This window comes from Natronolimnobius baerhuensis (genome assembly GCF_002177135.1).
Lineage (GTDB): Archaea > Halobacteriota > Halobacteria > Halobacteriales > Natrialbaceae > Natronolimnobius > Natronolimnobius baerhuensis.
Genome location: NZ_MWPH01000004.1, coordinates 99,661 through 119,181, shown reverse-complemented (window position 1 = coordinate 119,181; position 19,521 = coordinate 99,661). Strand labels below are relative to the sequence as shown.

21 protein-coding genes and 1 pseudogene are annotated in these 19,521 nt (G+C 59.8%); 10 read left to right on the top strand and 12 right to left on the bottom strand.

The annotated features are described in order from the left end of the window. Positions 1-55: 55 nt before the first annotated feature. Entirely contained in the window at positions 56-577 is a 522-nt protein-coding gene (locus B2G88_RS16880; RefSeq protein WP_245835426.1) for a pyridoxamine 5'-phosphate oxidase family protein, read from the top strand. 44 nt (positions 578-621) lie between these two features. Here B2G88_RS16880 and B2G88_RS16875 read toward each other — a convergent pair whose 3' ends face one another. Next, positions 622-1,494 (bottom strand): universal stress protein, encoded by an 873-nt coding sequence (locus B2G88_RS16875; protein ID WP_087715470.1) that lies wholly within the window; start codon positions 1,492-1,494, stop codon positions 622-624. A 237-nt stretch (positions 1,495-1,731) separates the two neighbouring features. Here B2G88_RS16875 and B2G88_RS16870 point away from each other — a divergent pair, with 237 nt between their 5' ends. Beyond that, entirely contained in the window at positions 1,732-2,184 is a 453-nt protein-coding gene (locus B2G88_RS16870) for a universal stress protein (RefSeq protein WP_054861916.1), read from the top strand. Between the two features lie 2 nt (positions 2,185-2,186). Here B2G88_RS16870 and B2G88_RS16865 read toward each other — a convergent pair whose 3' ends face one another. After that, the gene (locus B2G88_RS16865; RefSeq protein ID WP_176393279.1) at positions 2,187-2,594 is read right to left on the bottom strand and encodes a hypothetical protein; all 408 of its coding nucleotides are present in this window, start codon (positions 2,592-2,594) and stop codon (positions 2,187-2,189) included. Between the two features lie 118 nt (positions 2,595-2,712). On the opposite strand from B2G88_RS16865, the gene B2G88_RS16860 reads away from it, so the two are divergent. Next, positions 2,713-3,501, top strand: coding sequence for an SDR family NAD(P)-dependent oxidoreductase (locus B2G88_RS16860; RefSeq protein ID WP_087715468.1), 789 nt, complete (start codon positions 2,713-2,715; stop codon positions 3,499-3,501). Here B2G88_RS16860 and B2G88_RS16855 read toward each other — a convergent pair. The 4 genes from B2G88_RS16855 to B2G88_RS16840 all read right to left on the bottom strand — a co-directional run bounded on the left by B2G88_RS16855 (position 3,498) and on the right by B2G88_RS16840 (position 6,151). After that, positions 3,498-4,844 carry a 5'-deoxyadenosine deaminase gene (locus tag B2G88_RS16855; protein ID WP_054861843.1) on the bottom strand — a complete coding sequence of 449 codons (1,347 nt, stop codon included), beginning with the start codon at positions 4,842-4,844 and terminating at the stop codon, positions 3,498-3,500. The genes B2G88_RS16860 and B2G88_RS16855 overlap by 4 nt on opposite strands. Positions 4,845-5,035: 191 nt before the next feature. Further along, positions 5,036-5,290 carry a HalOD1 output domain-containing protein gene (locus tag B2G88_RS16850; protein ID WP_054861844.1) on the bottom strand — a complete coding sequence of 85 codons (255 nt, stop codon included), beginning with the start codon at positions 5,288-5,290 and terminating at the stop codon, positions 5,036-5,038. Next, positions 5,290-5,904, bottom strand: coding sequence for a DsrE/DsrF/DrsH-like family protein (locus tag B2G88_RS16845; RefSeq protein WP_054861845.1), 615 nt, complete (start codon positions 5,902-5,904; stop codon positions 5,290-5,292). The genes B2G88_RS16850 and B2G88_RS16845 overlap by 1 nt, the downstream gene beginning before the upstream one ends. A gap of 1 nt (position 5,905) precedes the next feature. After that, positions 5,906-6,151, bottom strand: a complete 246-nt coding sequence (locus B2G88_RS16840) for a sulfurtransferase TusA family protein (RefSeq protein WP_054861846.1) — start codon at positions 6,149-6,151, stop codon at positions 5,906-5,908. Positions 6,152-6,391: 240 nt separating this feature from the next. Between B2G88_RS16840 and B2G88_RS16835 the strand changes: the two genes are divergently transcribed. From B2G88_RS16835 to B2G88_RS16825, 3 genes are all read left to right on the top strand, one after another. Further along, positions 6,392-7,585 carry an MBL fold metallo-hydrolase gene (locus B2G88_RS16835; protein ID WP_087715467.1) on the top strand — a complete coding sequence of 398 codons (1,194 nt, stop codon included), beginning with the start codon at positions 6,392-6,394 and terminating at the stop codon, positions 7,583-7,585. Positions 7,586-7,603: 18 nt separating this feature from the next. Continuing rightward, complete coding sequence (locus B2G88_RS16830) at positions 7,604-8,161, top strand: YeeE/YedE family protein (protein WP_054861847.1); 558 nt, start codon at positions 7,604-7,606, stop codon at positions 8,159-8,161. A gap of 142 nt (positions 8,162-8,303) precedes the next feature. Further along, positions 8,304-8,738: a YeeE/YedE family protein gene (locus B2G88_RS16825; RefSeq protein WP_054861917.1), complete on the top strand. Its 435-nt coding sequence runs from the start codon at positions 8,304-8,306 to the stop codon at positions 8,736-8,738. Between the two features lie 102 nt (positions 8,739-8,840). Here B2G88_RS16825 and B2G88_RS16820 read toward each other — a convergent pair whose 3' ends face one another. From B2G88_RS16820 to B2G88_RS16800, 5 genes are all read right to left on the bottom strand, one after another. Then, complete coding sequence (locus tag B2G88_RS16820; RefSeq protein ID WP_054861848.1) at positions 8,841-9,347, bottom strand: universal stress protein; 507 nt, start codon at positions 9,345-9,347, stop codon at positions 8,841-8,843. 128 nt (positions 9,348-9,475) lie between these two features. After that, complete coding sequence (locus B2G88_RS16815) at positions 9,476-9,685, bottom strand: CbaC protein (RefSeq protein ID WP_087715466.1); 210 nt, start codon at positions 9,683-9,685, stop codon at positions 9,476-9,478. Continuing rightward, positions 9,685-11,487, bottom strand: coding sequence for a b(o/a)3-type cytochrome-c oxidase subunit 1 (locus tag B2G88_RS16810; protein ID WP_394335716.1), 1,803 nt, complete (start codon positions 11,485-11,487; stop codon positions 9,685-9,687). Before B2G88_RS16810 ends, B2G88_RS16815 begins: the two co-directional genes overlap by 1 nt. Beyond that, positions 11,474-12,292 (bottom strand): cytochrome c oxidase subunit II, encoded by an 819-nt coding sequence (locus B2G88_RS16805; RefSeq protein ID WP_054861849.1) that lies wholly within the window; start codon positions 12,290-12,292, stop codon positions 11,474-11,476. Before B2G88_RS16805 ends, B2G88_RS16810 begins: the two co-directional genes overlap by 14 nt. Beyond that, a complete protein-coding gene (locus B2G88_RS16800) occupies positions 12,289-12,492 on the bottom strand; it encodes a hypothetical protein (protein WP_054861850.1) in 204 nt (67 codons plus the stop codon). Before B2G88_RS16800 ends, B2G88_RS16805 begins: the two co-directional genes overlap by 4 nt. A gap of 469 nt (positions 12,493-12,961) precedes the next feature. On the opposite strand from B2G88_RS16800, the gene B2G88_RS16790 reads away from it, so the two are divergent. The 4 genes and pseudogenes from B2G88_RS16790 to B2G88_RS16775 all read left to right on the top strand — a co-directional run bounded on the left by B2G88_RS16790 (position 12,962) and on the right by B2G88_RS16775 (position 18,394). Next, complete coding sequence (locus tag B2G88_RS16790) at positions 12,962-15,385, top strand: heavy metal translocating P-type ATPase (RefSeq protein ID WP_087715464.1); 2,424 nt, start codon at positions 12,962-12,964, stop codon at positions 15,383-15,385. Positions 15,386-15,446: 61 nt separating this feature from the next. Beyond that, positions 15,447-17,474, top strand: coding sequence for a heavy metal translocating P-type ATPase (locus B2G88_RS16785; RefSeq protein WP_087715463.1), 2,028 nt, complete (start codon positions 15,447-15,449; stop codon positions 17,472-17,474). Between the two features lie 23 nt (positions 17,475-17,497). Then, positions 17,498-17,785, top strand: a pseudogene (locus B2G88_RS16780) (deoxyhypusine synthase family protein); the annotation flags it as partial. 54 nt (positions 17,786-17,839) lie between these two features. Then, positions 17,840-18,394, top strand: coding sequence for a class I SAM-dependent methyltransferase (locus B2G88_RS16775; protein WP_054861852.1), 555 nt, complete (start codon positions 17,840-17,842; stop codon positions 18,392-18,394). A 13-nt stretch (positions 18,395-18,407) separates the two neighbouring features. On the opposite strand, the gene B2G88_RS16770 is transcribed toward B2G88_RS16775, so the two are convergent. Further along, a complete protein-coding gene (locus tag B2G88_RS16770) occupies positions 18,408-19,244 on the bottom strand; it encodes a universal stress protein (RefSeq protein WP_054861853.1) in 837 nt (278 codons plus the stop codon). Positions 19,245-19,521 lie beyond the last annotated feature (277 nt).

Below are 19,521 nucleotides of genomic sequence, written 5' to 3'. Positions count from 1 at the left end.
TTGTCTCTGCTGACGTCGTCCGCTCTCGCGGCCGACAACTACCGGTGTGTGAATTATGCCGCTTGCGCACGTTCGACACAGCGAGATGACTGTCGACGAACTCACCGACCACGGGATGGAACGAATGGATGACGAGGCGATCACGCAGTTTCTCGCCACCCACAGCCTCGGTGTCCTTGGACTGCCGACCGAGCCGACGCCGTACCTGCTGCCGATGTCCTACGGCTTCGATGGCGAGTCACAGTTGTACTTCGTCTACGTCACCGGCACCGACAGCGAGAAAGCATCGCTCTCCGACCGCGCCAACGTCGCCAGCTTTCTCGTCTACAGCGCCGAGACGATGTTTCACTGGCAAAGCGTCTCCGTGACTGGTTCGATTCGGCCGCTCTCGGACGCCGACTACGACGACCTCACTGACGCCCAGGCACCGACGTGGCGGCCGGAACTCTTCGAAGCCGCAGGCACCAGCGAGACGACCACGATCTACAGCCTCGAAATCGACGACTGGTCGGGGATCCGCCACGCCATCGAGCCACCGGCGTACACCGAACGCTCGAGTCGTGACGATCCTGACTGACTTTCGAGCGGTCGACACCGACTCGAGTGCCGTCGCGGACCCGTTTACGAGAACAGCCGTTTGAGCCGTGACGGAACCGGGTCGTGTCGTTTCGCCAGGATCACGGTCCCGGCAGCGTGTCGGCCAACGGCCCGTGAGATCGACCCGAGAAGCCGACGCTGGAGTAACCCACCACGAGAGACGCCGAGAACGGTCACATCGTGTGTGGCGCTCCAGTCGGTGATCGTCCCAGCGACGTCGGCTGCCTCGACGAGTTGCCGGTCGACTGATGGAACGTCCTCGAGCGAGGCTGCCATTTCAGCGAGTAACGCGCGTGCGTCTGTCTTGGCGATGTCGGCGTCGTCGGCGTCAACGACGTGTAACAGCGTGACCGAGGCATCGTTTGCTCGAGCGAGTGACGCTGCCGTCTCGGCGGCAAATGCAGCATGTGGGCCGGTTGAGACGGGAACGAGGATGTCGTCAACGTCACCAGTCGGCGTTTTGATTCGCTTGACGAGGACGTCACACTCGGCATCGCGGAGGACGCGGTCGACGTACGAGCCCAAAATAACGTTCTGCCGTGGTGGTCGCCCGCGCCAGCCAAGAAACAGCGTCGGATTGGCGTAGTCCTCGACTGCACCGACGATCCCACGTGCGACGCCTCGAGCGAGGCGGATTCGTGTCTCGACTGGGATTCCCTGGGTCTCGACGGATGCAGCAGCATCCGCAAGCAGTTCCTCGTCGTCGTCGGTGAGCAGGTAGCGACGGCCGTCCTGCAATGACAGTTGCGGTGGTACCTGACAGATATAGACGAGGACAATGCGAGCCGACCGATCAGCCGCGAACTCGACTGCCGTCTCGAGTTGGCGCGTCGCTGTCTCTGTGTTCGCAATCGGAACCACCACCGTCTCCGTCGAGTCCGTCGACCAGGGTACCATACGACTGACTTCGATGGCATCTCTCAAAAGGTCCAGTGTCCGCTTACTCGGGGTGGGAGTCAGAGCAAACGCTTTACTCGAGGCCAGTGTCGAGTACGGTGGACAAGTCACGGTCTGGTTCGACTGTGGGTCTCGCGTTCGCTCGAGGGCGTCATTATACTGTAAGCGCACACGGCGTGATCGAACGTCGAAGACTGCACCAATCGGCCCAGCCCACCTGCTTGCCCGATGGCACTCATGTACGACCGCATCCTCGTTCCGACCGATGGGAGTTCACACGCAGAACAGGCGACAGATCGCGCGCTCGAGCTTGCAGCGAGCGTCGATGCCTCAGTCTATGGCATCTGTGTCGTCGAAACGGGACCGTTTGGCTCCGTTACGCTCCCGGGCGAAAACGAGAGCGCAGCGTCCGTTCTCGGCGAGCGCGCTCGCGAGTATGTTGACCGAATCGACGCCCGTGGCGAAGCCAAAGACGTTCCAGTGACGACGGACGTCATCGAAGGCATTCCTGTCCGCGAAATCCTCGAGTATGCCGACGAGATCGATGCCGACGTGATCGTCATGGGCACGCGCGGTCGCGGCGGAATCAGTCGCATGATGCTCGGCAGCGTCACCGACGGCGTCACCCGCCACACCGCTCGAGACGTGTTAGTCGTCGGCGATGCGACCGCCTCGAGCGAGTCGGAGTAACGCTACGGTGTCTCAGCGACGTCCGTAATCGCCTTCGAGCGACGGCCAATTCCCCAGCCAAAGAGCGCGAGGCCGGTGAAAATGCCAATTGCCTGGACGAGATGGGCCTCCGGAATCCGTTCTGGCGTAAAGCCCCACGCCTCGAGGCCGAGACTGAGCAGCAGAAAGATCAGGACGGCACCAAGCCCGAGGTCTGCCGTTCGCATACTCGGGAGTGAGGACGGCGAAGAGTAGAACCGCCCGAGCAAGTAGAACACGAGCGTGTACGGCACCCAGCCGCCAACGAGAGTCAACAGTGCTCGAGCGGGCTCATCCGTGAGTGCGTACCGTGGGACAAGCCCAGCGTAGACGACGACGGTTGCGAGGACCGCACCTGCCAACAGCACCAGTCCACTCGTCCGTCGTGTCATATCATTCGAAGCAAGTTCAGCCGCCGTCATCAACCTATCGACCATTCCAGCCGCTCGCAACAACGGCCACACCAGTCTGCCCGTCCATAGTTAAGTATCGCGCCGGTAACGTGTATCTATGGGCACTCTCGAGTACGACTTCACTGATGAGACGGTCGTGATCACGGGCGCGAGTTCCGGCATCGGTCGTGCGATGGCACGCGAGTTCGGATCAGCGGGCGCAACCGTTCTCAACGCTGACATTCAGTCAGAGCCAAAGGATATCGACGCGGAGACGCCAACCCACGACCTCGTTGAGGAGGTCGGTGGCACCGGCGTCTACCTCGAGACTGACGTGAGTGACCCGGACGACATCGAATCCGTCATCGACGCCGCACGCGAGTACGGTGGCGTCGACGTGATGATCAACAACGCGGCGCTGTCTGCTGACGCGCCGATGCGGGAGGTCACGCCCGAGGAGTTCGAGCGCATCCATCGCGTCAACGTCGACGGCGTCTTCTTCGGCTGCCAGTACGCTGCGAACGACATGATCGAACGCGGCGATGCAGGCACCATTGTCAACACGGCCTCGATCAGTTCAACCGTCACCCAGTTCAATCAGGTCCAGTACGATTCGACGAAAGGCGCGGTTCGAATGCTCACCCGAGGATGCGCCCTCGAGTTGGCCGAACACGATATTCGCGTCAACGCCGTCGCGCCGGGACAGATCGCAACGGAGTTCGGCGAGGGCTGGACTGCCGACGCAACACGCGGCGCACAAGAAAACGACTTCATCAAACCCGTTCCTGCCGGCCGAGCGGGCACGCCAGACGACGTCGCCGGCGCTGCACTCTTCTTGGCCAGTGAGCAGGCAGCCTACATCACGGGCGAACTGCTGCACGTCGATGGCGGCTGGCAAATCATCTAGCTCGACTCCGACGGGCGAACCGCACGCGCCGATTCGCGATGGGACTCGAGGTCGAGACTCTCTGCAACCGCTGTTGCTTCCTCCCGAATCGCTGCGGCGTCGACCGTCTGAACCTCACCATCCTCGAGGACCACCTCGCCGTCGATCATCGAGAAGACCACGTCGTCGCCGTGTGCGCCGTAGACGAGATGCGAGAGCGGGTCGTGAAGCGGTGTCGCTCGCGTGCGGTCAGTATCGACTGCGATGATGTCTGCACGCCACCCCTCACGGAGTTCCCCCACGTCATCGAAACCAGCCGCGCGAGCACCGTTTCTCGTCGCCATCTCGAGGAGTTCGGCGGCAGCAGCCGTGACCGGATTCAGTCGGTCGACTTTCTGCAAGAGACTCCCCTGTCGCATCTCCGTGAACGGATCGAGCGTGTTGTTACACGGTGGGCCGTCGTTGCCGAGCGCGACGTTGATCCCGCGCTCGAGGTAGTCGACAATCGGGGCGACGCCACTCGCGAGTTTCATATTCGAGGACGGGCAGTAGGTGACGTGCGTTCCCGTCTCCGCGAGTACCTTGCGCTCGCTCTCGTCGGTCCAGACGCAGTGTGCGAGGACGACATCGTCGCCGGTGAGCCCAACCTCGTCGAGCCAGTGAATGTTTCGCAGGCCAGTGTCCGATTCGACGGTCTCGATTTCGCTGCGATTTTCGCTTGCGTGCGTGTGGATTCGAACACCCTCGTAGGCGTCGGCAAGCTCTCGGACACCACGGAGACACGACTCAGTACACGAGACCGCAAATCGCGGCGTCACGGCATACCGAATGCGGTCGTCGAACGACCCGTGATACTTCCGGATCAATCGCTCGCTCTCCGCGAGGCCAGCATCGGCCGATTCGAGCAATCCATCCGGAGAGCGCTGGTCCATTAACACCTTCCCCAACACGCCACGAATCCCCATCTCGCCGGCAGCCTTGAACGCCCGCTCGGCGTGATTAACCGAGAGATGGTCGATACAGGTCGTCGTCCCGCTCTCGAGCATCTCGAGATAGCCCAGTTTCGCCGCGACTTCCATCTCGTCGGCGGTCAGTGAGGCCTCCATCGGCAGCACGTACTCGAACAGCCACTCGAGCAGTTCGTGGTCGTCTGCGATGCCACGCCCGAGACTCTGGACCGAGTGGATATGTCCGCCGACAAGCCCTGGCAAGAGCAGGTCGTACGTGTGTTCTTCGTGGTCCGGGTACTGCTCGCTGAGCGTCGAACGCGGCCCAACGGCCTCGATACGCGATCCGTCGACGACGACGCTGCCGTCTTCGATGATGGTCCGTGCATCAGCGATGACGGTTCCCGAGAGACGCATACCAGAGACGACCTGCCGAACAGGAAAATGGTTGCTATTGTGGTCCAGACGGAGTGCTGTACCGATGTACCAGCGAAACCGCGACCCTGACAGCGGTTGCCCGCAAATAACGGACAGTAAACCGTGTCAATTGTAGCTATACCTGACATCTCGGACAGCAGCAATTCGGGGCTGGAAACTGCTCTGAATCGTTACTCGAGGAGGACACGACTGTCTGCGTGGACCGTCACGTCGTGTTCCCGGTAGCGAAACGAAACGCTGCCACGACGGGGTGGACTGTCCTGGTGACTCGAGTCGAATAGCCGATCAAGCGCATCTGTGTCGACAACATCGTGAAGCGGCGGATCCAAGTCGACCGGATCGACACCATCTGCTTCGGCGATTCGTTCAATGACGTGTATACTCGGTCGCTCCGGCGGTCTGTCGCGTTGTGTCGTTCCTCTCATCAGACGAGTAACTGGACATCAGATTCAGCCATATGCTGGATCGCAGTCGCCGCGCCGACACCCGTGGTGACGCCGTCGTAGAAGTCGTCTTCGTCGTAGTCCATCAACTCGATTGTCATCTGACAGGCCTGCAGGTCGACGCCGCTCTCGAGGGAGAGGTCGATCAACTCTTCGATGGTGGCAGTCCCGTTCTCGTCGATTTTCGTCTCCATCATGCGCGTGGCCATCCGATCCATGCCGGGGATCGCGGCGACGGCGTTCGGGACCGGCATATTCGGGTTGCCGACGGCGGAGAGTTTGAGGGTCTTTGATTTCTCTTCGTGGAGAATGTCGAGTCCCCAGAAGGTGTGGAAGACGACGACGTCCCAGTCGAACGCCGCCGCGGTACTCGCGAGGATCAACGGCGGGTACGCCATGTCGAAACTCCCCTGCGTGGCGACAATGGTCATCTTCTTCTGGTCGTCACCCGTGTCGCTATCGGCGACTGACGCCTCGAGGTCGGCGACGCGCTCGCGGAGCGCCTGCAACTCTGCGGGGTCACTGTCGGGAGCGGATTCGGAATCGGCGTCAGTGCTACTGTCATCAGCCGATGCTGGGTGGTTGTCCGTGCTCATGTTATTCCGTTTTCTCGACGTAGTGGATGAAGCGGTCGCCGTCCTCGACCTGGTCAAGAAGTTCAACTCCGTTGGTGCCCTCCGCCCAGCCCTGAATGTCACTCATGCTTCCCGAATCGGTCGCCACGACTTCCAGTACGTCCCCAGCCTCGAGGTCGTCGATTGCCTGTTTGGTTTTGACGATAGGCATTGGGCAGGACTGTCCTTTCACGTCGAGCGTCTCTGTGGTCTGGTATTCCGAGCTCATGTTCTTTTGTGCTCTGTATTGGAGCTACCACACAATATCGGGGCAGTCCATAAAAGGATATCGATTATTGCACTGTTTACGAACACCTGCTGTTTGTTCGATCTCTGCGCTGCCGACTAAAGGCACATACGCGTGCTTAGTACACATTCTCCGTCATCTACTCTGTACCTATATTGTGTGCTTTGGGGAATACCATGCAAATGCTTAAGGTCTCGGAGCCACTACTGAGCAGTGTACAATATGGACGACATGGACTTTCCAACGCCGGACGTCACAGTCGAATCGGTGATGCCCACCGAGTTGAAAACCCAAATCGATGCGGGAGAGGACGTCACACTCCTTGATGCCCGTATGGAGTCGGAGTACGAAGAGTGGAACATCGACGGCGACACTGTTGAGTCGATCAACGTCCCCTACTTCCACTTTCTCGACGAAGACATCGATGATGACGTTCTTGCACAGGTTCCGGACGACCAAGAGATCACAGTCCTCTGTGCGAAAGGCGGTGCCAGCGAATTCGTCGCTGGCTCACTCAAAGAGCGCGGCTACGATGTGAACCACCTCGAGGAAGGGATGAACGGCTGGGCGCGCATTTACGACGCTGTCGAGGTCGAGCGCTACGATGGCGCGGGAACGCTCATCCAGTACCAGCGTCCCTCCTCGGGCTGTCTCGGCTATCTCGTGTCCGACGGTAACGAAGCGGCCGTCATTGATCCACTGCGCGCGTTCACCGACCGCTATCTCGAGGATACAGCGGAACTCGGCGTCGAGTTGAAATATGCACTCGATACGCACATCCACGCGGATCACATCTCTGGGATTCGGGCCCTCGCCGCGGAGGGCGTCGAAGGAGTGATCCCAGCGGCCGCAGTCGACCGCGGCGTCACCTACGCCGATGATGTCACAGTGGCCGAAGACGGCGACGAATTCCAGGTCGGTGACGTCACCATCGAGACTGTCTCCACGCCTGGCCACACCTCCGGCATGACCTCGTACCTGATCGACGGCGAACTGCTGGCGACTGGCGATGGGCTGTTCATCGAAAGCGTTGCTCGCCCCGACCTCGAGGAGGGCGACGACGGCGCACCCGAGGCGGCTAGGCAACTCTATGAGTCACTTCAAGAGCGCGTGCGCTCCCTGTCTGACGAGACGCTGATCGGCGGCGCTCACTTTAGCGACGCTGCTAAACCCGCCGAGGATGGCACCTACACGGCACGGATTGGCCAACTCGAGGCGGACATGGCTGCCCTGACGATGGACGAAGACGAGTTCGTTGAGTTGGTCCTCTCGGACATGCCACCTCGTCCGGCCAACTATGAGGATATCATCGCGACGAACCTCGGCCAACAAGCTACTGACGATGAGGAAGCATTCGAACTCGAACTCGGTCCAAACAACTGCGCCGCCAGCCAGGACTCGCTGGCCGGTGACTAACTTCAACGATCCAGTCGAATGGTACCTGAACTTGTTGCACCCGCACTGTTCGAATCGCTGTTTCCGAACGGGATCAGTCGCTACGCCGTTGGCGGCGCACTCGTCGGCCTCGGGGCCGTCGTCATTTACCTGGGCACCGCGATTCCGGCCGGTGCGAGTACGTTCCTCGAGTCGACGCTGTCGTACGTTTCGGACCAGTCGCGGTTCCAGCAGTACCGCAGTTCTCGAGACTGGCGCGTCGTCTTTACGCTCGGTATTATTGCGGGCGCAGCCGTCTACGCGGTGACATTCCAGTCTGGCCTGGTCTCGAGTGGGCTCTACGAGGCTGGTTCGACCGGACAGGTGTACGACGTCGGCGGAATCACGCTCTGGCTGACGGACGTCCAGCCGTGGCGGCTGTTCCTCGGCGGGATTCTCGTCGGGATCGGAACCCGAATTGGGAAGGGCTGTACCTCCGGCCACGGCGTCTGTGGCGTCGGCTCGGCCTCGAAGACGTCGATTATCGGCGTCATCACGTTCCTGATCGTGGCGATTGGGACGGCACAGGTCGTGATGGCACTGGGGGTGAGTCCGTAGTGAGCGAGATTCTCGTCGGAGAATCTCGGAAATGCGAACGGGGGGGTGACGACCCGTGAGCAGCGAGATGCGACCGAAGGGAGGATCTCGAAAAGGCGAGCGGCGAGCAAAGCGACCCGCGAGCGACAGACATCCGCTGTTCATGCCGCTGATCTTCGTTGGCGGCCTGATCTTCGGCTTCGGCCTCGGATTCAGCCATATGGCCCGTCCGGAGGTCGTCTTAAACTTCCTGCAGTTCGAGGACTTCGGGTTGCTGTTCGTCATGGGCGGCGCGGCGGTCGTCACCGGGATCGCCTTCGCGCTGGTTCCGCGACTCCGAACGCGTGCGCCACTGACGGGAGATACCTACGGTCGACGGCTGAAATCGTTCGACCGCAACGTCCTGATCGGCGGCGCGGTTTTCGGCGTCGGCTGGGGCCTCTCCGGGATCTGTCCCGGCGCGGCCTACGCCAGCCTCGGCGTTGGCAACATCACAATCTTGTGGGCACTCGCCGGCATGTTCGTTGGCGCGTACCTCCAGGGCATCTGGCGGAGCCAGCGGACCGCATCGGAGACGTCGGCCACGAGCGCTGACTGACTTGGCTTCGCTGCCGACGACCTGTGATGTTCCACTTCTCGAGTCTCAGATCGACGGTGTTCCATGGTGGATACGACAGACGACAGCACGACCAGTCACGGCTTATCTGGGATGATAAAAGTCCGACTTCACCGACTGTGTCGATGCAGTCCGCAGTTTCTTTATCTTCGCTGGTCGGTGATGACGAACGATGACGACATCGTAGCCCGTATCCGTGGCGACATTCCCACCAACGCTACTCACTGCTGAGACGAACTGGCCTGCGTTTTCGCTCCCGATGAAGACCATCGAGGCGTCCTCGATCCGTGCGACCCTGCGCAGTTGCTTTGCAATCGAACCGGACGGCGCATAGCGATCCACAACGGTATGGCGAAAGTTTGCGCTGGGACAGAGACTCGTCACTTGGGTGTGCAGCCTCGAGACAACAGTCTCCATCTCGAAGTCGTCCTTCGATCCAATCCAACCGCGCTCTCTGGCGTACTTTGTATTCCCCTTCGGAATGACACTCACTGCAAGGACGATTTCGTCGAAAACGTTCCCGAACTCGGTCGCACGAACGAGTGCTGTTTCCGATAATTGTGACCCATCAAACGGGACGACCAGCGTCATATATAACTCTATTTCGTACTGCTGAAAAATTAATCGATGAATCCCACACAACGGGACTCTCCTAGTGGAGAGCAGACAGTCAATCGACGGCCAGTCACCGTATTCGCCCCACTCGAGTCAGCAACTCGTCACTGCCTCGAGTTCGTGGGTTCGGTCTCGGTGTCCCGTGCTGGAAGGAACGCCCAGATGAGCAGACAGGCAACGAGGATGCCCCCGACGAGTACCGTCTCGATGACGGTCAGTTCGATATCGAACCACGAGAGCACTGTCCTGAGTTCGACGAGGAGGGGTGCAAGCATCGCCAAGACGACGAGGAGCCCCGCTTTCGAGATCCGCATTAGCGTATCACGGCCGAGAGAGTGGCCTCAACGAGTGGCGTCATCACTGCGAGCACAAGGCCCTCGAGTTGCTGGCCAGCGTATGCGATGACGGTTCCTGGGTCGACGAGTGTGGGGAACGGCGTAATATCGGGGCCGAACAGCCCGCCACGGTCGACGATGCTTAGCAGTGGGAACGTATACGCAAAGACGACGAGAACGATTGCAATCGCCGTCCAGAGTTTGAGGTTATCCAAGACGGGTGGTGCGTCCTCTGGGCCGGAGAGTGTCTCGGCGTATTCGTTTGGTGGAAGCGTCTCGCTGCGACTGTTGAGTACTGTTCCGATCACGTTCGCAAAGAACAGCACCAGGGAGAGTGTCAGCAAGATGCCGCCGAGGACGATCTGTGCGTCGAGTTCAGCGACGCTCCCGACGCCGGCTTCGAACTCGAAGCCGTCGTACTGTGGTTCGGCGGTTCGACGTGGAATCCCAAGCAGGCCGGCGCGGTGCATTGCATTGGACATGAACGTCATTCCGACGAACCAGAGGACGACCTGGCCGAGCGCAACAGAGCGGTTCCAGAGTTCTTTGCCGGTCACCTGTGGGAGGAACCAGTAGGTAACAGCCATGAACGTCAGTGCAACGGCTGTCCCGACAGTAAGGTGGAAGTGACCGACCACCCAGAACGTGTTGTGGACGAGATAATTGATGTTCATGCCGGCGTTGATCATGCCCGAGAAGCCGGCAGCAGCGAACATCAGTCCCGCAAGCGCCATTCCGGTGAAAATGGGGTCACGCCATGGCAGTGCCGTCAGCCAGCCGAAGTAGCCCTCGCCGCCGCGCTGACGAGCGCCGTGTTCCATGCTGGCAACGACAGTAAACGCCGTCAGTAAACTAGGGAGCAACAGAAACATGGTATTCGTCATTGCGATGAACTTGAAGCCCTCTGCGATCCCGGGATCGAGATACTGGTGGTGGATCCCCGTTGGGACCGAGAGAATCAAGAAGAGGACGAACACAACACGGGCAAGCGGATCGCTAAACAGTTTCCCGCCCGAAATCTTTGGCAACATGATGTACCACATCATGTACGCCGGCATCAGCCAGAAGTAGACGACCGGGTGACCGAAGAACCAGAATAGCGTTCTGGTCAGCAGTGGATTGATAGTGTCGATCCAGCCCAGTGACCATGGAAGCAAGAACGCGAGGATCGAAACGGCAACGCCAAGCGTCGCGATATACCACATCAGCGTCGTCGTCAGAACCATAAACGTCGGGAGTGGGATACGCTCGTCGGGATGTTCCTGTTTCCAGGCCCACCACGACCGGAACCAGTCGGCTCCAGCGAGCCAGGTACCGACGACGAACAAAACGAGTCCAAGGTAGAACAGTGGATGGCCCTGCAGCGGGGCATAGAACGTAAACAGCACCGAGGCACTCATGTCGATTGCATCAGTGAACCCGGCGAAGATTGGAATCGCGGTCAACACCGTCCCAAGGACCATCAACCCGTACCAGGCCCACGTGAATCGTATGTCCTCGAGGCCCCGATCTAAACTGGTTGTTACCGCCCACGTGAACACGCCAACGAGGAAGAAAATTGTAAACGTAATTGCAAGCAACACGCCGTGTGCGGTGAGAACGGTATAGTAGTCCGTCGAATCGATAAATCGGAGGACATCAGTTCGATGAAGTGTCTGGATCAGTCCGAACAGCCCACCGATTGCGAGGGCAAGGAACGAACTGTAGAATGCCATCCGCACAATTCTCGCTTCCGCTGGGAACATTTCGAGATACGTACCTGTCGAATTACTCATCAGCATCACCTCCAGTCGCAGCAGCATCGTCTGCGTCGTCTTCGCTGTCCGTCATCACAGTCACAGTCCCACTCACTTCCTCGCCATCGGCAGTGACCGTCCAGTCGTGGTCGCCCTCTCCAAGTTCAGACGCCTCGAGTGTGAACGTCGTTTCCTCGCTTGTGTCGCCCGCGACGGAGAGCGTCGTCTCCATCGTTTCGTTGGCACTCTCGAGAGTTACTTCCGTCTCGATATCATCCAGCAATCCGTTCTGTACCGTCACATCAATCGTCACGTCCTCGTCGAGTGTCACTTCATCAGGAGCCGTAGCCGACAGTTCGGTGAGAGTGAACTCGTCTTCGGGCACGACGTGGATTTGGCCTTCCATCTCGTGATGGTTGAACCCGCAGTATTCGTTACAGACGACACCGTACTCGCCTGGGTCATCGAATTCGACAGTCATCTGGGCGACCTCGCCAGGAATCACCATCGTGTTGATGTTGGTCCCAACGACACTGTAACTGTGAATGACGTCACGGCTGGTTACGTAGAACGTTACGTCACTGTTTGCTGGGACCTCGAGCACCTCAGGTCGGAACGCAAAGGTTTGGGCGACGACGTATGCGTCGTATTGGTTTTCACCGACGTGTTCGACGCCAGGATCTCCGAAGCGCTCGTCATCGTTCAGTTCCCCCGGTTCAACAGTCGGTTCCTGATCACCAACCATCGTGATACCGAGGGCGACCGACCCATACGTGATGGTCGCAATGAACCCGACAATTAGTACCATCGCAGCGACGAGCCACAGTTTCTCATACGTGTGAATATTCATATGAGCCCCCCTGCGAGAAAGACAGAGCCGACGACCGTTGGATCGTTCCCCAAGAACTCAACAAAGTACATAAAGAACCAGAGCGCGACCAAAATGAGAAAGTACAGCATGATCAATGCGAGTGTCCCTACCGGATTGTACTCGTCGTGGCCGATTTCACGTCGTTGTGTATTCTGTTCGTGGTCTGTCGCCGAATTCATGCGGATGAGTTGGGATAGATATAGGTTAAATAGCGATTCCAATTCCCATCCCATAGGAACAAAAGATAGTACTTATCTCGCAATACTGCCCACTACCTGTATGGTACTCGAGGCGCTCACACCCCGGCATTCGCTTCCAGTCGGGTTGCTGGCATTGATTCCTGTCGCCTGGTTCGGATTCGGCAGATCAGCAACAAGCGGATTCGTTGCCGCGGTCAATGTCATACTGATTCTCGCCTGCCTTTATGTTGCATTCACACCAGTTCCAGACCACCACGACCACGGGTCGAATGGAACGTCACCGTAGCTGTGACCGTCCGAACCGTTCCAAACACATGCGGGGGCGACAGCGACCCGCGATAGAGTGTGCCCTCACGTGGCTAGTGCTCACGTTCAACGCAGTCGCCGCTGTTGCGTGGCACCATCACTGCACCCTGTTTAGACGCCTCGAGCTATCGTCTCTCTGCCGATGAGTCACACATCCGTTCCAACCGAACCTGAAACTCCTGCAGACGACTCGAGCGGCTGCAGTCTCTGTTCGCTCCCGATCTCGAGTGATCCCATTACTGGACCCGATGACACGCAGTTTTGTTGTCGTGGCTGTCTCGAAGTCCACCGGGCACTCGGTGAGACTGCAGAAACGGACGGTGCTGCCGTTCGTGACCGGCTGGCGAGTGAGTCGTCGACGATGGACGATCTCGAGGGCGAGGATGCGTATCTGACGGTCGATGGGATGCACTGTGCGACCTGTGAGGCATTTCTCGAGACGCGGGCAATGGCGACAGAGGGAGTGCTCGGCGTGGAGGCGAGCTACGCAACTGATACGGTCAGGGTGGCGTACGATCCTGAGGCCCTCGACGAGACGGCGCTTCCGACTGTGCTTTCGGGGTACGGCTATGACGCTCGCGAACGGACGAACGAGCAGGACGACCGCACCCGCGATGATTCACTGGTGAAATTCCTTATCGGTGGCGGGTTGTTCGGGATGATGGTGATGGTCTGGTATGGCGTGTTTCTCTATCCGACGTATTTTGGCTACGAGCCGTTGGCGGAGTTCGGGAGCTACGATGGCTACTACCTCGTAGTGAACATCTGGTTGATGACGTCGTTCGTCCTGTTTTACACTGGCTGGCCTATCTTGCGCGGGGCCTACGTCAGCCTCCGGTCGGGAATGCCCAATATGGATCTCCTCGTCTCGCTGGCTGCCGTGGGGGCGTACGCGTACAGTACCCTCGCGATGGTTCTGGGACGGACAGATCTGTACTTCGATGTGTCCGTCGCGGTTGTCCTCGTCGTCACCGCTGGCACCTACTACGAAACCCGGATCAAGCGCCGCGCTGCGGGACTGCTGAGTGAGCTGACCGAAGCACAGGTCGATACCGCCCGACTGGCAGACAGCGGTGACACAGTTGCACTGTCTGCCATCGATCCGGGCGACCACCTCCTCGTTCGCTCGGGAGAGCGCATCCCACTCGATGGAACGATCCACGAGGGACAGGCGGCCGTCGACGAATCGCTGATTACTGGCGAGTCTCTGCCAGTGACGAAAACGCCCGGCGATCCTGTTCGAGGTGGGACCGTCGTCACAGATGCACCGGTCGTCGTCGAGGTCGGTGACGACGCAAAAAGTACCCACGATAGACTAGTGTCGCTACTCTGGTCGATTCAAAGCGCCCGACCGGGCATCCAGCGACTCGCAGACAAACTCGCGACAGTCTTCGTTCCACTCGTTGTCGTCCTCGCGACTATCGCAACAACTGTACTGCTCGTGACCGGCTCGAGTCCGAGTACAGCGTTGCTTGTCGGGCTCACGGTCGTAATCGTCTCCTGTCCGTGTGCGCTTGGACTTGCGACACCGCTTGCAATCGCGTCGGGTATCCAGACGGCAGCCCGACGCGGAATCGTCGTTGCAACGGAGACGATATTCGAAGCGACACCGACTATCGATGTTGTCGTCCTCGATAAGACCGGGACGCTTACTGAGGGAGAGATGTCTGTCACGGACGTCTACGTCGACGAGAGTACCGACCAGACTCGAGAGCCGGTCGATGCCGGTGTTGTCTTGTGCCGCGCCAAGGCCGTCGAAGCGCTCTCCGAGCATCCAATCGGCCGTGCAATCGCCGATGCACCGTTCGATGACACAGATAGTGATGCAGTCGAAACTGTTGACGTTGGAAACTTCGAACGAACTGCTCGAGGCGTTACCGGCGTCATCGACGGTGAGCGCACGCTCGTTGGGCATCCCGAATTTGCCCGTAGCCGTGGCCTCTCGATTCCAGCGTCACTGGCAGCGAGTATTGAAGAGACACGATCTGCGGGTGAGGTACCAGTTGTCGTCGGTTGGGATGGTCGTGTCCACGGCGTCATTGCAGTCAGCGACTCGCCCCGTGAGAACTGGGAGACGGTGATCGATACGCTCTCAGTTGATCGATCAGTCGTCGTCCTCACCGGTGATGAGGGGGCCTCGGCTGATCGGTTTCGCGCCATCGACGGCGTCGACGACGTTTTCGAAGCGGTCCCGCCCGAGGCCAAAGCCGAGACGATCCGTCGGCTCCGGACGCGCGGAACGGTCGCAATGGTCGGCGATGGAAGCAACGACGCGCCCGCGTTGGCTGCCGCAGACGTCGGAATCGCGATGGGGAGCGGCACTGAACTCGCGACCGATGCTGCAGACGCCGTGATCCTTGGCGATGACCTCGGCTCTATCGTCGACGTTTTCGACATTTCGTCGGGGACACACCGCCGAATCCGCCAGAATCTGGGCTGGGCATTCGTCTACAATGCCATTGCAATCCCAGTTGCGATCACTGGGCTACTGAGTCCACTCGTTGCAGCCCTCGCAATGGCAACGAGCAGTCTGCTGGTCGTCATCAACTCGTCGCGGTCGCTGTGATGTACCCGGCTTTGGCCTCCACGATACAAATGCTTATTCTGGCCCAAAGACAACTCCCGATATGGATACCAGCTCGAGTTCCGTCTCGAACGCTGCTGAACGGTCAGCAGCGCTGACGGACCGACTCGAATTACGCCGACAGGCGATTTTCGTCGGTATCACGTTTGTTGGCATGTTTGTCGGACTCTTCGGAAGTTGGTTCGGTGCGCCGTCGTCGGTCGTCTGGGGAGGGTATGGCGCAGCCTACGTCTTCGGCGGTTGGTACGGCCTCAAAGCGAGCGTTGCGGCGATACGAGAGCCGGCAGTCGAGATTGATCTCCTCATGATTATCGCCGCGCTCGGGGCGCTGTACATCGGCGCACCGTTCGAGGGCGCAATGTTGTTGTTCCTGTTCTCGCTCTCGGGCGTCCTCGAGGAGTATGCGATTGGCCGGTCACGAACCGCGATCAAGTCGCTTGTTGAGATGCGCCCGGAATCGGCGCAGGTGCTTCGCAACGGGACGGAAACGACGACGCCAATCGATGACGTCGAGGTCGGCGACGTGTTCGTTGTGCGCCCCGGTGAACGGTTGCCCCTCGATGGCGTCGTTGAAACCGGCGAGAGCACGGTCGATCAGTCCTCACTCACTGGCGAATCGGTGCCCGTGGCGAAAGAACCCGGGGACGAGGTCTTCAGCGGGACGATCAACGAGACGGGCAGCCTCGAGGTGCGAGTGACCCGAGAGGCCACGGAGTCGGCGATTTCCCGGCTCATTACCATGGTCGAGGAGGCACAGGAGAAACGAGCGCCGACCCAGCAACTCATCGACCGCTTCGAACAGCCCTACGTGCTTGGCGTGTTCGCGATGACGGTGGTCGCAATCGCGCTCCCACTGACACTCCTGAATCACTCGTTCGAGCCGACCTTTTATCGGGCAATGACACTCATGGTCGCCGCCTCACCCTGTGCAGTCATCATCTCGACGCCGGCGGCAGTGCTGTCGGCAATCTCTGCCGGTGGCCGACAGGGTGTCCTGTTCAAAGGCGGCGAACACATCGAAACCGCCGGAAACGTCGACGCAATCGCGTTCGACAAAACGGGGACGCTGACGGAGGGGAACACGCGACTAACTGACGTCCGCGCCCGCGAGACGGCTCTCTCAACCGACGGCGGTGCACTCGACAGCGACCTGCTCGCAGACAGCGCACTCGAGTACAACTCCAACGCTGACGACCGACTGCTTGCACTCGCGGCAGCCGTCCAGTCCCGGTCGGAACACCACCTCGCCGAGGCGACTGTCGAGGCTGCTGCGGACCGTTCTCTCGAGGTGGCTGCTGCCAGCGACTTCGAGGCCGTTGTCGGCAAAGGTGTCCACGCGACCGTCGACGGACAGACAATCCACATCGGGAACCCGCGCTACGTCGAGACCGTCCTCGAGGATCGCTCGATTGATGGCCGCGAAATTGGTCTCGAGGCTGTCCGCAACCTCGAGAACAAGGGAAAAACGAGTGTCCTCGTCGTGAGCGAGACTGACGAGGAGCTATCCGTGCTCGGCTGGCTCGCGTTTACCGACACGATCCGTCCCGACGCAGCCGAGATGATCGAGCAACTTCGCGAACGTGGCGTCGAACAGGTCGTCATGCTGACTGGCGACAACGAGCGGGTCGCTCAGTACATCGCCGAGGAACTGGGTATCGATGAGGTGTACGCGTCGTTGCTTCCCGAGGAGAAAGTCGATCACATCGAGGCACTCCAGGAGCGCCACGAGGCTGTCGCGATGGTTGGTGACGGCGTCAACGACGCCCCCGCGCTCGCAACGGCCGATATCAGCATCGGCATGGGTGGCGTCGGAACTGACGTCGCACTCGAGACGGCCGATATCGTCCTCATGTCGGACAAACTCAATCGGCTTCCCTACGCGTTCGCCCTCAGCAAGGAGACGCGCCGGACGCTGTACATCAACTTCGCCATCGCGTTCGGAGCCATTGCAATCATGGTCATCGCGATTCTCACCGCTGGAATCCCGCTCCCGGTTGCGGTCGTCGGTCACGAGGGGTCGACTGTCCTCGTCAGCCTGATCGGGTTGCGGCTGTTGCGATTCGACGAGTGAACGACTCCACCCTACTCGCTCGCTTTCGCTCCCTCATCGAGGATGGGTTACTCGCAGACACAACGGGGCTGATCGCAGTCGGTGGCGGCGTCCCGAAACATCACGCGATTATGACCAATCTGTTCCGCGGCGGCGCGGATTACGTCGTATACATTTCGACAGGGATGGAAGGAGACGGCTCATTGTCGGGTGCCCCGCCGAACGAGGCAGTCTCGTGGGGCAAAATCAAGGACGAACGAGCGAACTACACACAGATCGAAGCGGAGGCGACGCTGGTCTTCCCGCTGCTCGTGGCAGGCGCGTTCAACTAGTCGACCTCCTCTCGAGCAGGCACACTCTTGTGCCTGCCGCCCAAAAGTGTCGCTATGGGATTTCACACGTTCCCCATCGACCGCGCTGACAAACTCGAGGATCCGTCACGCTATCGCTTTTGCTCGCGCGAGGAACTGCTCGAGATGCTCGCACCCGACGCCGAGGCTGTCGTCGCGGATCTTGGATCGGGAACGGGCTTCTACTCCCGAGATGTTGCTCCGTTCGTCGAGACGCTGTACGCAGTCGACCTACAGGAGGAGATGCACGAGTACCACCGCGACGAAGGCTGCACAGCGAACGTCGAGTTCGTCACCGCAGGGATCGACTCGTTGCCCTTCGCGGACGACGAACTGGACGGGGCCTTCTCGACGATGACCCACCATGAGTACGCCACGGACGAGACGATGGCGGAACTCGCCCGCGTGATTCGTCCGGGCGGTCGTCTCGTCACCGTCGACTGGTCGGCCACTGGAACCGGTGCTGACGGCCCGCCAGTCGACGAACGATTCGGTCCCGACGAGGTCGTGGCCCACCTCGAGGACGTTGGCTTCTCCCTCGAGCGTGTCCACGACCGGCCAGAGACGCTGGCAGTTGTCGTCTCTCGGTAATTGTGCGGCGCGATCAGGCAGGTGGCACGAGCATCACGTTGCCGTTTGCTTGCGCAACCAGGTCCTCAGAAACGCTCCCCAGCAGTAGTCTCCGAAGCCGGCTGTGACCGCGCGAGCCGACGAGAATCGTCGTCGGGTCGACGGCGTCTTCGACGGCGAGAATCTCGTCGGCTGGATCACCCTGGCGAATCTCGAGACGGGTGTCAATATCCCACTCCTCGAGTTGGTCGGCCAACGTTGAAAGCTGTGTTTCGGGGTCGTCTGCCTCCGTCGGACCGGGATCTTTCGGCGTTTCGACGTGGACGAGCGTCGCCTCCTGGGTTGCATGACGCAGGTACGAGAACGCTTCGAACGCACGATCTGCGTTTTCGGAGAAATCCGTCGCATACAGCATTCGCTGGAACAAGTGCTGTCTGACGACGGTCGGATCGTCGGCCTCGCGTTCGATTCGATTGACCAGTAGCGGCGTCTCGGTCGTTCGGGCGAGGTTGCGCGCCGTCGAGCCGATAACCCGATTCTCGAGTGGACTTTTCCCGCGCGAGCCGACAACGGTGAGACTCGCCCCAATCGTTTCGGCGATGCCGCGGATGCGGCGGTGTGGGGTCCCGCGGACAACATGCGTCTCGACATCGAAGCCAGCGCGTTCGATAACGCCTTCGTACGCTGAGATCGCGTTTCGACGCCGTTTTTCGAAGTCGATTCCGGGCATGCCCGCGTGGACGTTTGACGGAATGACCGTCACCAGGTGCATCTCTTCGATGCCGATTCGACCGAGACACTCGAGGCAGGTCTCATTCTCGATGGTCGCCTCGCTGGCCGCCGAGAGGTCTGTGGCGAGTACCGCTTTCATACGCCTCGTACGGTCTGACAGCATAATATTGTTTGGGTATCCCAATATATGGCAGCATACCTGGCAGCAACTGAGTTTGATGTGGACACTGACTCTTGGCCAGACCGTGGAATGTGCGGGCAGATCTCTGCTATCGAAGTCTGTGTGAGTGGACCCCATGTGCGCCTTCTATCCGACAATCGTTCGATATGGCGCGGGCGAGACGCACCGTCGGTGTGCGCGACGACGAACTCGAGGATCTATATCTCCATAACGTATGGAAATATTCTCGTTGGAT

Excerpts from the sequence above, each read along its gene's own strand:
- B2G88_RS16880 (WP_245835426.1), top strand. The coding sequence starts at position 56 with ATGCCGCTTGCGCACGTTCGACACAGCGAGATGACTGTCGACGAACTC.
- B2G88_RS16875 (WP_087715470.1), bottom strand. The coding sequence starts at position 1,494 with ATGGTACCCTGGTCGACGGACTCGACGGAGACGGTGGTGGTTCCGATT.
- B2G88_RS16870 (WP_054861916.1), top strand. The coding sequence starts at position 1,732 with ATGTACGACCGCATCCTCGTTCCGACCGATGGGAGTTCACACGCAGAA.
- B2G88_RS16865 (WP_176393279.1), bottom strand. The coding sequence starts at position 2,594 with ATGACACGACGGACGAGTGGACTGGTGCTGTTGGCAGGTGCGGTCCTC.
- B2G88_RS16860 (WP_087715468.1), top strand. The coding sequence starts at position 2,713 with ATGGGCACTCTCGAGTACGACTTCACTGATGAGACGGTCGTGATCACG.
- B2G88_RS16855 (WP_054861843.1), bottom strand. The coding sequence starts at position 4,844 with ATGCGTCTCTCGGGAACCGTCATCGCTGATGCACGGACCATCATCGAA.
- B2G88_RS16850 (WP_054861844.1), bottom strand. The coding sequence starts at position 5,290 with ATGAGAGGAACGACACAACGCGACAGACCGCCGGAGCGACCGAGTATA.
- B2G88_RS16845 (WP_054861845.1), bottom strand. The coding sequence starts at position 5,904 with ATGAGCACGGACAACCACCCAGCATCGGCTGATGACAGTAGCACTGAC.
- B2G88_RS16840 (WP_054861846.1), bottom strand. The coding sequence starts at position 6,151 with ATGAGCTCGGAATACCAGACCACAGAGACGCTCGACGTGAAAGGACAG.
- B2G88_RS16835 (WP_087715467.1), top strand. The coding sequence starts at position 6,392 with ATGGACGACATGGACTTTCCAACGCCGGACGTCACAGTCGAATCGGTG.
- B2G88_RS16830 (WP_054861847.1), top strand. The coding sequence starts at position 7,604 with ATGGTACCTGAACTTGTTGCACCCGCACTGTTCGAATCGCTGTTTCCG.
- B2G88_RS16825 (WP_054861917.1), top strand. The coding sequence starts at position 8,304 with ATGCCGCTGATCTTCGTTGGCGGCCTGATCTTCGGCTTCGGCCTCGGA.
- B2G88_RS16820 (WP_054861848.1), bottom strand. The coding sequence starts at position 9,347 with ATGACGCTGGTCGTCCCGTTTGATGGGTCACAATTATCGGAAACAGCA.
- B2G88_RS16815 (WP_087715466.1), bottom strand. The coding sequence starts at position 9,685 with ATGCGGATCTCGAAAGCGGGGCTCCTCGTCGTCTTGGCGATGCTTGCA.
- B2G88_RS16810 (WP_394335716.1), bottom strand. The coding sequence starts at position 11,487 with ATGCTGATGAGTAATTCGACAGGTACGTATCTCGAAATGTTCCCAGCG.
- B2G88_RS16805 (WP_054861849.1), bottom strand. The coding sequence starts at position 12,292 with ATGAATATTCACACGTATGAGAAACTGTGGCTCGTCGCTGCGATGGTA.
- B2G88_RS16800 (WP_054861850.1), bottom strand. The coding sequence starts at position 12,492 with ATGAATTCGGCGACAGACCACGAACAGAATACACAACGACGTGAAATC.
- B2G88_RS16790 (WP_087715464.1), top strand. The coding sequence starts at position 12,962 with ATGAGTCACACATCCGTTCCAACCGAACCTGAAACTCCTGCAGACGAC.
- B2G88_RS16785 (WP_087715463.1), top strand. The coding sequence starts at position 15,447 with ATGGATACCAGCTCGAGTTCCGTCTCGAACGCTGCTGAACGGTCAGCA.
- B2G88_RS16775 (WP_054861852.1), top strand. The coding sequence starts at position 17,840 with ATGGGATTTCACACGTTCCCCATCGACCGCGCTGACAAACTCGAGGAT.
- B2G88_RS16770 (WP_054861853.1), bottom strand. The coding sequence starts at position 19,244 with ATGAAAGCGGTACTCGCCACAGACCTCTCGGCGGCCAGCGAGGCGACC.